Origin of the sequence: Vibrio tasmaniensis, assembly GCF_024347635.1 — a bacterium.
GTDB lineage: Bacteria > Pseudomonadota > Gammaproteobacteria > Enterobacterales > Vibrionaceae > Vibrio > Vibrio tasmaniensis.
In genome coordinates, this window is the sequence record NZ_AP025511.1 from 791,394 (window position 1) to 806,382 (window position 14,989).

At 45.6% G+C, this 14,989-nt stretch carries 10 protein-coding genes; 9 read left to right on the forward strand and 1 reads right to left on the reverse strand.

The features are described from left to right. Window positions 1–253: 253 nt before the first annotated feature. The 7 genes from OCV44_RS17830 to OCV44_RS17860 all read left to right on the forward strand — a co-directional run bounded on the left by OCV44_RS17830 (window position 254) and on the right by OCV44_RS17860 (window position 9,442). Window positions 254–1,261, forward strand: coding sequence for a LacI family DNA-binding transcriptional regulator (locus tag OCV44_RS17830; protein ID WP_017068575.1), 1,008 nt, complete (start codon window positions 254–256; stop codon window positions 1,259–1,261). An 18-nt stretch (window positions 1,262–1,279) separates the two neighbouring features. After that, window positions 1,280–2,527 (forward strand): ABC transporter substrate-binding protein, encoded by a 1,248-nt coding sequence (locus tag OCV44_RS17835; RefSeq protein ID WP_017631102.1) that lies wholly within the window; start codon window positions 1,280–1,282, stop codon window positions 2,525–2,527. Between the two features lie 67 nt (window positions 2,528–2,594). Next, window positions 2,595–3,581 (forward strand): carbohydrate ABC transporter permease, encoded by a 987-nt coding sequence (locus OCV44_RS17840; protein ID WP_008216694.1) that lies wholly within the window; start codon window positions 2,595–2,597, stop codon window positions 3,579–3,581. A gap of 46 nt (window positions 3,582–3,627) precedes the next feature. Next, a complete protein-coding gene (locus OCV44_RS17845) occupies window positions 3,628–4,476 on the forward strand; it encodes a carbohydrate ABC transporter permease (protein WP_017061568.1) in 849 nt (282 codons plus the stop codon). A gap of 17 nt (window positions 4,477–4,493) precedes the next feature. Next, entirely contained in the window at window positions 4,494–5,843 is a 1,350-nt protein-coding gene (locus OCV44_RS17850; RefSeq protein ID WP_139683555.1) for a GH1 family beta-glucosidase, read from the forward strand. Further along, entirely contained in the window at window positions 5,843–6,934 is a 1,092-nt protein-coding gene (locus tag OCV44_RS17855; RefSeq protein WP_008216689.1) for an ABC transporter ATP-binding protein, read from the forward strand. Before OCV44_RS17850 ends, OCV44_RS17855 begins: the two co-directional genes overlap by 1 nt. A gap of 93 nt (window positions 6,935–7,027) precedes the next feature. After that, a complete protein-coding gene (locus tag OCV44_RS17860) occupies window positions 7,028–9,442 on the forward strand; it encodes a GH36-type glycosyl hydrolase domain-containing protein (RefSeq protein WP_139683554.1) in 2,415 nt (804 codons plus the stop codon). A 130-nt stretch (window positions 9,443–9,572) separates the two neighbouring features. Here OCV44_RS17860 and OCV44_RS17865 read toward each other — a convergent pair whose 3' ends face one another. Further along, a complete protein-coding gene (locus OCV44_RS17865; RefSeq protein WP_139683553.1) occupies window positions 9,573–10,520 on the reverse strand; it encodes an aldose 1-epimerase in 948 nt (315 codons plus the stop codon). A 64-nt stretch (window positions 10,521–10,584) separates the two neighbouring features. Between OCV44_RS17865 and OCV44_RS17870 the strand changes: the two genes are divergently transcribed. Together OCV44_RS17870 and OCV44_RS17875 are read left to right on the forward strand one after the other, a co-directional pair. Further along, the gene (locus OCV44_RS17870; protein WP_139683552.1) at window positions 10,585–13,659 is read left to right on the forward strand and encodes a GH116 family glycosyl hydrolase; all 3,075 of its coding nucleotides are present in this window, start codon (window positions 10,585–10,587) and stop codon (window positions 13,657–13,659) included. Between the two features lie 97 nt (window positions 13,660–13,756). Further along, a complete protein-coding gene (locus tag OCV44_RS17875) occupies window positions 13,757–14,770 on the forward strand; it encodes a LacI family DNA-binding transcriptional regulator (RefSeq protein ID WP_017631098.1) in 1,014 nt (337 codons plus the stop codon). Window positions 14,771–14,989 lie beyond the last annotated feature (219 nt).

The following is a 14,989-nucleotide window of genomic DNA, read 5'->3' on the forward strand; positions in this document are numbered from 1 at the left end:
TATTTGATACGCCAATAGGTATATTGAAACTCCTTCATGGAGTTAAGGGCTTTAACAAAACTGACTAACTATGGATTCATGATCCCATGAAACAGTTTCATGGGACGAAGTGAATCTGTAAGCGCTTTCATGATTTCAATAACTGGCCTTTTTAACTCCAAGTTTAGTGTGATGACACTCACTTTAACTAAAACGTAATTTCTTAATAATCGTTTTGTAAGCGGTTACAAGCTAATGAAGTATCGAGGTTCGAGTGGCAACAATTAAACACGTATCAGAACATGCAGGAGTGTCTCAAGCGACAGTGTCTAGGGTTATCAATGGCACCAGTAGAGTGAGTCACGACAAGAAGTTAAAGGTTGAAAAAGCGATCAAAGAATTGGGTTATCGCCCGAACTCTATCGCTCAGGCTTTGGCTTCAAGTCGTACCGGAAGTGTGGGTGTTGTTGTTCCAGAACTGGGCGGGTCTTTCTATTCAGGCATCTTGCATTGCATAGAGGAAAACCTACGCCGCTTTGGTTACCACGCTGTGGTTACAGCGGGTTCGAACACCGAACAAGGGCAGCGCGAGTCTGTGGAGTTTCTGTTGGGGCGTCGTGTCGATGCTTTGATTCTTCATACTCAACTGCTCAGTGATGACTATTTAATTGAATTGGAAGAACAGGGGACCCCTGTGGTTTTGATTAACCGCTTCATCCCAGAAATGGCGATGAGTTGCATTGATATTGATAACGAAGTCGGGGGGCTACTCGCTACTCAATATCTTTTGCAAAAGGGACATACAGATATCGCGTGTATTACCGGGCCTTTAGATAAAGCAGATGCTAGGGGGCGTTTGCAGGGTTATCGCAAGGCACTGGAAGAAGCCGGTGTGCCATACGATGAAGCTTTAGTCTCTGAGGCGGGATTTACTGAAGAGACTGGCATCAGCGCCATGAAGAAGTTGATAAATAGAAAATGCCACTTTACGGCGGTATTTGCTTCAAACGATCACATGGCATTTGGCGCATTCGAAGTTTTGCATAAAGAGGGACTGTCTGTTCCGAGAGACGTTTCTCTTGTCGGCTTCGATAACACCATCTTCGCGCGTTATCTGACCCCTAGTTTGACCACCATTAATTTCCCCATTGAAGAGATGAGCATCGAAGCAGTGCAGCTCACTCTACAAAAGCTAAAAAAAATCAAACATGACGTGAACTTTAAATTGCTGCCGACGTTGGTCACTAGAAACTCGGTATCGGATTTACTCGTTACCCTATAAAAATATTAAGGATAGAACATGAAATTTAAGACCTTGGCGCTTTCATGCGCGGTTGCTTTAGGATTAGGTACTACAGCTGTGAACGCGGCTGACAAAGAGATTCGTTTCGACGGTTTCCCTGATTTCGATAGCAGCCTGAAGGTATTACTGCCTGATTTCGAAAAGGAAACAGGGATCAAAGTTGATTACCTTATGAACAACCATGGTGACCACCACACAAAACTAACCACTAACTTAGCAACTGGCTCAGGTGCGGGTGATGTGATTGTTGTGGACGTTGAGAAAATCGGTCCGTTCGTTGGCTCTGGTGGCCTAGTTAACCTGTCTGAAAACTACGGTGCAGATAAATACGAAGAACGATTCGCACCTTACGCATGGGCACAAGGCAAAGGCGCTGACGGCGACATGTACGGCATCCCTGTCGATCTTGGTCCAGGTGTTATGTACTACCGTACCGACGTGTTTGAAAAAGCGGGAATCAATGTAGAAGACGCAATCAAAGATTGGGATTCATACATCGCTGCGGGTGAAAAACTGAAAGAGCAAAATGTACAACTTATCGCTTCAGCAGCCGACGTGGCACAAGCGATCATCTTCACAACAGTTCCTGAAGGCGAAGGTCTTTACTTCGATAAAGATGGCAACCCAGTTGTGACATCTGAGCGTTTTGTTCACGCTTTTGAAGTAGCAAAAGAGATTCGCGACAAAGGCTTAGATGGCCGTATTTTGGCTTGGTCTAACGAATGGTACGAGGGCTTCCGCAACGGCACATTTGCAACTCAACTTTCTGGCGCTTGGCTACTTGGTCACCTAAACAACTGGATCGCTCCTGAAACCAAAGGTAAGTGGGCAGTAGAAAACCTACCTGATGGCATTTACGGCAGCTGGGGTGGTTCATTCCTATCGATTCCAACTCAATCTGACAACCCAGATGAAGCATGGGCACTTATTGAATACATGACGACTGACCGTGATGTTCAACTTAAGCACTTCGAAACGATTGCGGCTTTCCCTGCGAACGTAACGACATATGACGATGAGCTTTTCCAAGAAGAGATGGAGTTCCTAGGTGGACAGAAAGCGCGTCTGCTGTTTGCTGAAGTGGCACAGAACATCAAACCAGTATCTCCAGCTCAAGGCGACCACGTAGCACGCTCTATAATTTTAGAGAACGCATTGATGGAAGTACTTGATGAAGGCAAGGACATCGAGACTGCATTGAAAGAGGCAGAGCGCCTAATCAAGCGTCGTACGCGTAATCTTTAATTTGTTATTACTTTGAGTAAGTGAGGAAGCGTGGATAACGCGCTTCCTTTTTTAAGAGGTCGTTACTATGAATCATACAGCGAGCACAACGATAGAACCTTCGGAGCCAAGCTTTTTTTCTCGTCTAAATTTGAAAGCGCTTACACCGTATGGATTTCTTCTGCCGTTTCTGATCATTTTTTCTGTATTTGGGATCTTCCCGCTGTTGTTCTCTGTTTACCTGTCGTTCCACGAATGGAACCCAGTACAGGGCATGGACGCAATGCAGTTCGTTGGTTTTGAGAACTATCACATTGCCTTGACTGACCCGTGGCTATGGCGTTCATTAAAGAACACATTGTGGCTAGCAATCACATCGGGTGTGGCTCAGCATTTAGTTGCTATTCCAGTGGCTTACATGTTGGTTTCAATGGGTGACCGTATGCGTCACTGGCTAACATCGGCGTACTTTCTACCGTTCATCACATCAACGGTCGCAGCGTCACTGATTTTCTTCAATATGTACTCTCCTAACTCAGGAATCATTAACCAAACGCTGATGGCACTGGCTGATAGCACACTGTTTGGTTGGGCATTTGCTTGGGTTAACGATTTTCAACCAATCCGCTGGTTAGACGATGCCACTATGGTGAAGCCGTCTATCGCGATCATGGTTTTCTGGAAATACACCGGTTTTAACATCGTCCTTTACACCACAGGTTTAATGACGATTCCTAAAGACATTTTAGAAGCTGCACGTATGGATGGTGCCAATGCCTTCCGCCGCTTCTGGAACATCTCACTACCAATGATTCGTCCATTCATCTTCTTTGCAATCACCATGACCATCATCGGTAACCTGCAAATGTTTGAAGAACCGTTCGTTCTAACGCGTGGTACAGGTGGTACGGGTCAATCTGGTTTAACTATCTCTATGTACCTCTACAAAGTGGGTTGGGAATGGTTAGAAATGGGCACAGCGTCAGCAATTTCATGGCTTCTGTTTGCACTGATCGCGTCTTGTACTTTGGTTCAATTTTTATTCTTCGGTAAGAAAGGCTTAGGGGAACATTAAGATGTCGACATCAATTAAGACAAATACCTCACCACTAAGTGGCCTAATGCCAAGCGAACGCACCATGTACATCATGACTAAGATCTTGATGGTCATGCTCGGCATATTACTGATTGTTTCCGCAATCATTACGGTGTTCCCGTTTGTGTGGTCAGCTCTGCTTTCAACACGTGACCGTTCGGAAATCTTCGGTTCGGGCATCAGCTTTGCGATTGGCGATAGCCTAATGGTGAACTACGCAAAACTGCTGGAAATCATGCCGTTTTGGAAAGCGATGTTTAACTCGATTTACGTGGCTTTCTTAGGCACTACCATCTCGCTGCTGTTTTGTAGCATGGGTGGCTACGCATTTGCCGTGTTTAAGTTCCGCGGTAAGAACGTGTTGTTCGGCATGTTGGTTGGCTCAATGGCAATTCCGCCAGTGCTTAGCTTGATCCCTTACTTCATGATCGTGAAATTCTTAGGCTTGCTGGATAACCACATGGCGGTATGGCTACCGTTCACAACCACGCCATTTGGTATCTTCTTGATGCGTCAGCACGTGATTGCATCGATTCCTAAAGAGCTGTTAGAAGCGGCGAAGTTAGATGGTGCGGGGGAGTTCAGAACGTATTGGAGTGTGGTACTGCCACTGATGAAACCAGCACTAGCAACACTTGCTATCGTGCAGTTCGTTTTCTTCTGGAACATGTTTATGCAGCCTCTAGTGGTACTGAACAACCCAGACAATTACGTCATCACACAAGCACTACGAAGTGTTCAAGGTATTCCGAATACGCCATGGGGCGCGGTAATGCTAGGTACCACAATTTCTATTTTACCACTCGTGATTACATACCTGTTCGCATCGAAACAGATGATCAGTGGTTTAACGTCCGGCGCAGTTAAAGGTTAGGTTTAAGGGTTATAACAATGAATAAATTTCAACTTCCAAGTGATTCAAAGTTACGCAGTAAGGAATTTGTATTCGGTGTCGCGACATCTTCATACCAAATTGAAGGCGGCGTTGAAGAGGGCGGTCGTACACCGTCTATCTGGGACACGTTTTGTAAGAAGCCGGGTAAGGTAGATAACGGCGACAATGGTGATGTGGCGTGCGACCACTACCACTTGTGGCAACAAGATATCGAGATGATTCAAGGCTTAGGTGTTGATGCTTACCGCCTGTCCATTGCTTGGCCACGTATCCTGCCGCAAGACGGTGTGGTGAATCAGCAAGGCCTAGAGTTTTATGAGCAGATCATCGATGAGTGCCATGCTCGTGGCATGAAGGTTTACGTAACGCTTTATCACTGGGATCTGCCGCAATACCTTGAAGATAAAGGTGGTTGGCTGAACCGTGAAACGTCTTACAAGTTCGCAGAATACGCAGAAGTGGTGAGTAACTACTTTGGCGACAAGATTGATGTTTACACAACGCTGAACGAACCGTTTGTGTCTGCATTCCTAGGCTACCGTTGGGGCGAGCATGCGCCAGGCATCAAGGGTGAGAAAGAGGGCTACTTAGCTTCTCACCACCTAATGTTGGCACACGGTTTAGCGATGCCGATTCTTCGTAAGAATGCGCCTCATGCTAAGCATGGCGTGGTATTTAACGCGACGCCGGCTTACCCATTAACACCACAAGATCAAGGCGCAGCAGATTACTGCGAAGCTGAGAATTACCACTGGTTCATCGACCCTGTAATGAAAGGTGAATACCCACAGCTGGTTGTCGAGCGCCAAGCGATGAACATGCCAATGATTCTAGAAGGCGATCTAGACATCATTAGTGCTCCTGTTGATTACATCGGTATCAATTACTACACACGCAATGTCGCTCGCTTCAACGAGAACGGCGACATTGAATCAGTAAAACAGACTGACGCTGAACACACTTACATCGGTTGGGAAATTAACCCACAAGGTTTAACCGATTTATTGGTAAGGCTGGATGCTCGTTACGAAAACATGCCGCCTATCTACATTACAGAGAACGGTGCAGCAGGTAACGACGAGCGTGTTAACGGACAAGTGATGGATGACCAACGTGTTCGTTACTTCCAAGGCCACATTGAAGCGGTTCACAACGCAGTTGAAGCCGGTGTGAAAGTCGATGGCTACTTTGCGTGGAGTTTAATGGATAACTTCGAGTGGGCATTCGGCTACTGCCAACGCTTTGGCATCGTCCATGTTGATTACACCACCCAAGAAAGAACACTGAAACAGAGCGCAATTGCGTACCGAAACATGCTTCAAGAGCGCGCTGAGGAGAACAGATAATGGCTAAAGTAGAATTCAAAAACATCAAGAAATCATTCGGTGATGTTGAAGTGGTTAAAGAGTTTGATTTTACGGTTGAAGACGGTGAATTCGTGGTTTTCCTTGGCCCATCTGGCTGTGGTAAGTCGACTACCCTTCGCATGCTTGCAGGCCTAGAAAGCATCAGTTCTGGTGACATCGTGGTTGGTGGCAAAGTGATGAACAAGGTTGATGCAAAAGACCGTGACTTAGCGATGGTATTCCAAAGCTACGCGCTGTATCCACACATGACGGTTTACGAGAACATCGCCTTTGCACTAAAACTGAAAGGCATGCCGAAAGCAGAAATCGACGTAGAAGTACTAAAAGCGGCAAAAATGCTAGAGCTTGATCCACTACTGAACCGTAAGCCAAAAGAGCTTTCTGGTGGTCAGCGTCAGCGTGTAGCTATGGGCCGCGCGATGGTTCGTACTCCGAAAGTGTTCCTGTTTGATGAGCCGCTATCTAACCTAGATGCAAAACTTCGTGGCGTGATGCGTGAAGAGATCAAACACCTACACCGCGAGCTGAAAACGACCACGATCTACGTTACACACGACCAGATCGAAGCGATGACGCTAGCAGACCGCATCGTGATTCTGAAAGACGGTTATGTTGCTCAAGTGGGCACACCAACTGAGGTGTTCCAACGCCCAGCTAACAAGTTTGTCGCGCAATTCATTGGTAACCCGTCAATGAACATGTTGGAAGCTAAGCTGATTGAAAAAGAAGGCGAATACTTCGTTGAACTTGGCGATGTTCATATCCCACTGCCAGAGCGCTTTAAGTCTCTAGCATCTAAAAACCTAGCGCTGCATTTTGGTGTTCGTCCAACAGATATTCACTTACGTGCCGAGCAAGTGGATCACGATCGCGTACTGCCATTCCCTGTGAAAATCAAAGACAAGGAATTGCTAGGCGCGAGCATTCTTCTGAAAACAGAAATCGGCGGTCAACCGCTGATGGTTGAGACCCAAGCCGCTGAAGTGGATGTGAAAGAGCTGACACTTTACTTGGATTTGGATGCTTTCCACCTGTTTGACGCACTGAGTGAGAACTCGCTAGCGAGCTAGTCAGTCAATTCAAATCAGCCATTGAGCTGACACCAACCAACTTACGACAAATTGTTTTGGCTCCTCCTGATTTGGGAGGGGCTAGGGATAGTGATGATGAAATTCGGATATTTTGACGATAAAAACAAAGAATACGTAGCAACCACACCATGTACACCAATCAAATGGTGTAACTATGTGGGCACATTAGATTTTGGTGGCATTGTTGATAGCAACGGCGGTGTGTTGTTGTGTAAAGGTGACCCTGCACTGAACCGTATTACCAAGTACATTGCCCAGCTGCCAAACTCAGATTTCAAAGGCTCGACCCTATACCTTAAGGTGCGTGATGAAGCGGGCAACGTGGAAGTATTTTCACCCTTCTACACACCAACATTGAAGCCGCTGGATAAGTTTGAAAACCACACAGGCTTGTCTTACACCACCATCATTGCAGAAGCGTTTGGTGTGCGTTGTGAAGCGACATTCTTCGTACCAAAAGCTGACCAAGTGCTATTACAAGACATCAAAGTCACCAACATTTCAGACAAAGCGTTGCATGTTGATGTAGTGCCTGTGTACGAATTCACTCACTTCGATGCGCTAAAGCAGCTATTGAATGCGGATTGGGTTCCACAAACCATGACGCTGAAAGCACACCAGCAAGAATCGAGTCACACTGTACTTGAGCAGTATGCTTTCATGAAGCGTGACTACGCCGTAAACCTGATGACTGCGGATCGTCCTGCGACTTCATTTGACGGTGATCGCCAATCATTCCTTGGTCAGTTTGGTTACGGTACATGGGCTGCGCCACAAGCGTTAGAAAATGATGAGCTTGGCAACACAGAGTGTCTGCGTGGCGATAACATTGGTGCGCTAAACCTTCGTTTAGGGTGGTTATCTCCAGAGCAGACAGAACGTACGGTTGTACAAATTGCACAAGAAGAGAGCCTAGAAGCTGCATTGCCTCTATTGGCTAAATATCGTGACCATCAAGTGGTCGATTTGGCTTTCGCTGAACTGGCTGAGCACTGGGATAGTTACCTACAAGCAGTTCAGGTTGAAACGCCTGACCCTGCTATGAACTCGATGCTTAACGTACACAACCCACGCCAGTGTCACACCACTAAAAACTGGTCTCGTTACCTGTCTTTGTATCAACTTGGCTATGGCGCTCGTGGTATCGGTTTCCGTGATTCTTCGCAAGATACGTTGGGCGTGATTACTCACATGCCAGAAGAGGCGCGCGAGTTCATTGAGCGTCTGCTGTCTGTGCAAAACACCAATGGTTCTGCGATGCACCAGTTCTTCCCATCAACCATGGAAGCGAACGCGGGTGACTCACGAGAAGAAGAAGATCGCCCTGACTATTACGGTGACGATCATCTGTGGATCATCTACGCGGTGACTCAATATGTGAAAGAGACAGGCAACGCTGACTTCTTGAATAAAGCGATTCCGTTCTATCAAAAAGATAAAGCGGGCAACCCAGTTGAAACTGGAACGGTTTGGAATCACTTGTGCCGCGCGATTGAATTTACCTACACCAATACTGGTGAACACGGCCTTCCGTTATTAGGTTTTGCAGACTGGAATGACACGGTGAACCTACCAACGGGTGCTGAGTCGATGATGGTAGCCAACATGTATGGCAAGGCCCTGCTCGATATGCTGGACCTTTGTGAGTTACGTGGCGAAGCGCAGCTAACAACTAAGTTTAAAGATCAGTACCAACAGATGCAGAGCACAGTGAACGAGTGCGGTTGGGATGGCGAATGGTTTGTGCGTTACTTTGATGAGCAAGGTCTGCCAATTGGTTCTCACAAGAACGAGCAAGGGCAGATCTACACAAACGGTCAAAGCTGGCCTGTGATCTCTGGTTTCGCGACTCAAGAGCGTGCTACACAAGCGTTAGATTCGGTTTACAACAAGCTGAACACGACCAATGGTATCAAGCTTTCAACTCCGGGTTATAACGGTTTTGATCCACAACTGGGTGGCGTTTCGACATATCCACCGGGTGCGAAAGAGAACGGCGGTATCTTCCTGCATTCTAACCCATGGGTGATGATCGCAGAAGCGAAAATGGGCAACGGCGAGCGTGCTTACGAATACTACCGTCAAATTAATCCTGCTTCTAAGAACGACGACATTGATACCTTTGAGTCTGAACCCTACTGCTACCCACAAAACATCTTGGGTGATGAACATAAACAGTTCGGCCTAGGGCGTAATGCATGGTTGTCTGGCACCTCATCTTGGACATACGTTGCTGGTACGCAGTGGATTCTGGGTGTTCGTCCTGAAGTAGATGGCTTGTTGGTGGATCCTTGCATTCCGGCTGAGTGGCCTGAGTTTAAAGTCCGTCGTCAGTTCCGAGGTGCAACATACAACATTCATGTCACGAACCCGAATAACGTGTGTAAAGGTGTGGTTGAGATGAAGGTCAATGGTGACCTGATTTCAGGCAACAAAGCACCGGTATTTACATCGGGTGAGCACACGGTAGAAGTGGTTTTAGGTTAACAAAGAGAAGGGCGCGTTATGCGCCCTTTATTGCTTCTTTCGTTCGGTTTTCTCTTTAGCAATGCGTTCTCTGGGGGGCTGGTTTCACGTTTAGCAGTCGCTTTAGCTTCGTTCGGCTACTTTGGTTGCTTTATTGTGGCTGATAGGCAGCTTGGCATTGCCAAGTGAAGGTTTGAGATTGGTTCGGGCTAAGCGTCAATAAGCCAATCTGGTTATTGAAAGCATCGGCAGGGCAAGTCATTGGTTCTATTGCAATACTTTGCTCACTTGTAGGTGTGTACAGCTGAACAAATGGGTAGCTTGCATCTTGTTGATAGTGAATCGCGGCAGATGAATCTGAGCGTGTAAAAGTCAGTTGGTTGGTTGTCTTCGAATCAAATTCAAAGCAGTGGTTTAGGCTTTGATTGGTCAGGGAATCATCCAAAGACAAACGGTCAAAAGCCTGTTTTTCACCATTAGGCAGGTCGTTCTCATGTATGACCTCAGCACAAGGTGAAATGGTAAGCCCACACTGTTTCAATTCAGTGCCAAGAGAGAAATAAGGGTGCCAAGCATCACCGAATGGGAAGGCGAAATCACCACAATTAGAGACAGTTGTCGAGCAAGATAGCTTGCCTGTGATGTCGATAGTGAAGGTGACTTCAAGGTTAAAAGCGAACGGGAAAGCAGGGTGCAAAGATGACGTCTGATATTGCAGCGTCACACTGGCTGACTCATCATTGGCTACGCTATTTGTGATTGAAAAAGGTTGGTTGTAGAGCAGGCCATGTACGGCGTGATCAGACCAAGGAAAGTTAGCCGGGAGCTGATGGTTTTGGTTATCGAAACAGTAACGACCTAAGTTTAAACGGTTTGGAAAAGGGAATAATTTAGCACTGCGGGAAAAGAACGGATGTTGGTTGATCAGTTCATCATAATTCTGATAACCACAAATAAAAGAGAATGGACTGTTATTTACAATGTATTTATTTATAACAGAACCAAATCCATTGATTATTTGAAGTTCTATACCATGCTGGTGGTTTATTAATGTGACAGAGTCAATATTTCCAAACTTTTCATTTATAATTTTAAACATGTTGATGTCTCCATTTTTGAAAGATATTAACAAGAAGAAAAAAATATTCAATGGCGGTTTTAAAATGAATAATAAAATTCCATATACAAGCTATTCAGGAAATTCAAAACACCTGTGTAAAAAAGGTGATGCAGTTGAATTTATTCAACCTTGGTACACGCCAATTTCTACAACACCAGAAAATACTGGTATGGCTGTGGGCGGTATTGGCAATACATTTACACTGACGCCAAACGGCAACACGCCGAACTTCAGTTTTATTCCCGGTATATTTGTTGATTGTTCAGAGCAAGTGATTAATTTTAATGATTTTTATGCTTCGGTTATGGATGTGCCGACCATTGAAAAGCTTCAGATTCTTAACGAACAAGAGCTCAGTGTTCACCTGAATTTCTACCCAGCGCTATTCGATGGCAAGAAAATAGATACAGAAAATAATTCGAATGCGATTAACCTCATTCGTAACGCATTAAAAAATGGCAACTTCTATAAAGAAAATAGAGAGAGATTTATAAAGTGGAATGTTGAGTTTTCTAATAAGACTCAATTATTAATTGAATCGGATTCATCGTCGATTGATTGTCAATTATATGTAGCCTTAGATTTCTTTAATGGTTTATTAATAAATGATACAACGAGACAGCTATCACTAACTGCGGGAAATAATGGTGATATAGAAGGTGTTAATGGTAGCGATATAGAATATAAGGCTTTATATCCATTAGCTGAATATCAATATAATAGTTTTGACGGTATTAATATAAAGCGAAAGGTAGTCTCGCCGATCGTTAAAGACGATAAACGTCTCTGCTCTTTACCGATGCACTGGAACCACTTCCAGCTTACCAACGAATCACAGCAAACTCGCGTGATTACGCTTGCTCAACCTCTACAGAATTTGATTGGTTCAACCTACCGAAAAGGTCGCGATGGGATCCAAGATTCGGCGTGTACCTTATCTCAAAACCCGATAGCTCAGCAGCATCAAGCGGTGAACGTGAATGGCGAAAGTCACAGTTTTAGCGGTGTTCAGCTCACTAGCCAGTCCCCTTATCAAAGTGATATTGAGGGTGAGGTGGTGTTTGGTGTCCAAGCAGAAAACCGTTTGACGGAGTCAGGCAAGGTATCGGTGTCTGTTAAGCCGACGCTTTATACTTCGAAAGTGACCCAGCAAACCGAGTTCGCATTGAAAACCAGCCGTACTAACGCTGAATTCCAAACTGGCATTTACACAGGGCGCGAAGCATTGAGCGCATTGGTTGTGGTTCAGGTTGAACTGGAGCCGGGCGAATCCGTTGACCTGCGTTTCGCACAGGTGATGGCACACAGTAAAGTGATGCTCAATGGCTGGCACTCAGACAAGGCTTACACTCAATTCTACCCGCAAGCGAAACCGGCTCTGCCGATGTTAGAGGATATTCTGCCAAAGCTAGAGAGCATTGAGCAGAAGATCGTGAAGCAACAAACGTCTTTCCTAGAGCAGGCCCAAAGCAAGATTTCACAACCTGAATCGGCACTGCGCTATGCGACGATGGCGATGAACTCACTATCATTTTTATCTGAATCCACAGTGTGGGATAAAGAAGATAAGTTCTTGGTGAAAGAGTGTGTCGATTACCCATTCTTTAACTCTCTGGATGTGTATTTCTACGGCTCATTTTCACTGCTTTACTTGCTGCCAGAGCTTGATGGCTGTGTGATGAAAGAGTTCTCAAAAGCCATCTTGGCCGAAGACTTCACTCAGCGGCGTTACTGGGAATACGAAGCGACACCGAATGCTGAGCTTATCGATGAGAAGTACCAAGGTGTGCGTGCTATTCGAGGTGCGGTTATTCATGATTTAGGTAGCCCGTTCGACATCCAGCCTGACGCGTATAGCTGGCACAATGTTAAGGAATGGAAGGACTTAGCGCCGAAATACATTCTGATGGTGTACCGTCACTATCAAAACACACAAGATATTTCTGTGGTTAAAGAGTGCTGGCAGGCTGTGACTGAGAGCATCGATTTCTTATCGAACTTGATTGCTGAGGGCGATGATTTACCGCTAACCCGAGGCACAGACGACACCTTCGATAACCTTGCGTCTCACGGCATCTCTATTTATTGTGCGAGCCTTTGGGTTGCTGGCCTTCAAGCCGCGAGTGAACTTGCACAATTGATGGGTGAAAACGAACTAGGTGCGGGTTATCTAACACGTTCTAAAAAGGCATTAGCGACGGTTGAACAAAGCTTGTGGGATGAAAAAGAAGGCTACTACCACTTCTTCGTGACGCCAGTTCAAGCCAAGCATCTAACGGGTGAAGGCTACCAGGCTCTGGAAACCTTAGGCCTGACTTTGACGGGCGATGCGATTGCTGACAAGAATACGCTCAATGCTTATCTCAATGAGACGGATACTTCCATCAACATCAGTAAGGTATCTCAAAGAGTCTCTAAGAAACGCTTACTGAGTGAGACCGCACCTCAAGCCTTTACGCAAGAATATCTAGAATTAGTCCCCGATTCAGACAACAGCTTTGGCGATGCACTGCTTGCCGACAGCTATCTAAAGTTGATTGGCTTAGAAGGTATTTTCCCGCAAGAGCATATTCAACGCGCATTGGACTATGTTTATAAACATAACTTTGAGATCAACAGCCCGAAGCTGGGTGTGGCGAACATGACATTGGCAGACGGCTCACCCCATGAGGCTTTTCAGGCTCAAGATGTATGGATTGGTGTGCAATTTAGTGTCGCAACAGCGTTGAGTCTAGCGGGTAAATCTCAGCAAGCAGAAACATTGATGGATACCGTGTATACCGCGCTGTATGACTATTCAAAAATTCCATTTGCCGCACCAGAAGGCTTCAATTGTTCTGTCTCTTTCAATGAGCAAGATCTTACAGAATCTTTTGAATTGTCACAAAATGATGCGAAAAAGTGGCTTACTGCACTTAAATTGCAAAAGTGTGTGCTGTCTGACGGTCGAGTTAATCCTGAGCTGACTAAAGACAGTGATAAATTTGTTAGTATGCTGCAAGGCGAAATTTCCACTGAGCAAGCCATGGTTCTTCATAAATGGCTTCTGAGCACAGGGTTGAAATATACCGCTGGTCGTTACTTCAGACCGGGGATGATCTTCGCCTACATGTATTAACTTAATGACACGTATTTCAACGAAAGCAGTGGTATGCAGGTTGAAATGGATGGGGAGCTCTAGGGCTCCCCAAATGTCACTGGATTAGGGTATCGAGATGCGCACGAAAACTAAAAAAACCACCGTATACGATGTAGCGAGGCTCGCGGGTGTTTCCCCAAGCACGGTTTCTCGTTTTCTTAATCGAACCACTTATGTGTCGGATGATAAAAGTCAGAACATCGAGCAGGCCATCAAAGACACAGGCTACAAGCCCAACTTTCAGATGCAGGAGAACATCAATCGCCGTTCATTAACGATAGGCGTATTGGTGCAACACCCTGACAGCCCTTATACCAGCCGCATCCTCAACGACATGGAGAAAACTCTGATAGCTCAAGGCTATTCGTTAGTGATAGCTACCGGGCATTGGCAAAAAAAGCTTGAGATACACGCTTTAGAGTATCTGGCTAAGAGCAATGTCGATGGCATGATCATCGTGACAGGCAGCATCACCAAAGAGGATATTGCCAAGTACGCGCAAGACATCCCGATTGTCGCGGTCGGTTATGACTTCGCTGAAGACAACGTTCGTTCAATCAATATCGATAATGTACTGGGCGGTTACATGGCAACCCTCCACTTGCTCCAACAGGGGCATGTGAATATTGCTCATATCAAAGGACTTTCGAGCCAACCAGATGCGGGTAATCGCTTTGAAGGCTATAAGAAAGCGCTGCAAGAAGCGGGTATCAAGGTGATGCCAAAACTCGTCAAACAGGGTGATTTCAGTAGCGAGTCTGGCTATGAAAAAACTGTTGAATTGATTGAGTCGAAGATTCACTTTTCTGCTCTGTTCGCGGCCAATGACCAAACGGCTTACGGCGCGATTAAAGCGTTGCATGATCACGGCTACAAAGTACCAGAAGATGTGTCGGTGATTGGCTTTGATGACTTGCCAACGTCGAAGTATTTCACACCAGCATTAACGACCTTAAGGCAGCCGATTGAAGAGATTGGTGAGGTGTGTGCTCAGTCGATCTTGAACTTGTTATCTGGCGAGAGGCATGAAGCAAGGTTGCCTCCAATTGATTTAATTGTGAGAGAGTCGACCAAATCTTTGTATCGTTAATTTAAAGAAAGCATGAAGGCGGTGCCCCGTGATGATTCGTATCGATGGCAATGCGAACCATGGTGCAGGTAAGCTAAAACACTTCTGCCCCACTCTTTTTAGCTCCGCCGAACGTTCTAGAATAGAACAAATTAAACCAATCCATATGTACGGATGTTTTTGGTAGGCTTCTTACGAATATCTCTTTCGATTCACACAATAGCATTATACTTATTGAGT

Coding starts and splice junctions, on each gene's coding strand:
- OCV44_RS17860 (WP_139683554.1), top strand. CDS start 7,028: ATGATGAAATTCGGATATTTTGACGATAAAAACAAAGAATACGTAGCA.
- OCV44_RS17840 (WP_008216694.1), top strand. CDS start 2,595: ATGAATCATACAGCGAGCACAACGATAGAACCTTCGGAGCCAAGCTTT.
- OCV44_RS17850 (WP_139683555.1), top strand. CDS start 4,494: ATGAATAAATTTCAACTTCCAAGTGATTCAAAGTTACGCAGTAAGGAA.
- OCV44_RS17875 (WP_017631098.1), top strand. CDS start 13,757: ATGCGCACGAAAACTAAAAAAACCACCGTATACGATGTAGCGAGGCTC.
- OCV44_RS17870 (WP_139683552.1), top strand. CDS start 10,585: ATGAATAATAAAATTCCATATACAAGCTATTCAGGAAATTCAAAACAC.
- OCV44_RS17835 (WP_017631102.1), top strand. CDS start 1,280: ATGAAATTTAAGACCTTGGCGCTTTCATGCGCGGTTGCTTTAGGATTA.
- OCV44_RS17865 (WP_139683553.1), bottom strand. CDS start 10,520: ATGTTTAAAATTATAAATGAAAAGTTTGGAAATATTGACTCTGTCACA.
- OCV44_RS17845 (WP_017061568.1), top strand. CDS start 3,628: ATGCCAAGCGAACGCACCATGTACATCATGACTAAGATCTTGATGGTC.
- OCV44_RS17855 (WP_008216689.1), top strand. CDS start 5,843: ATGGCTAAAGTAGAATTCAAAAACATCAAGAAATCATTCGGTGATGTT.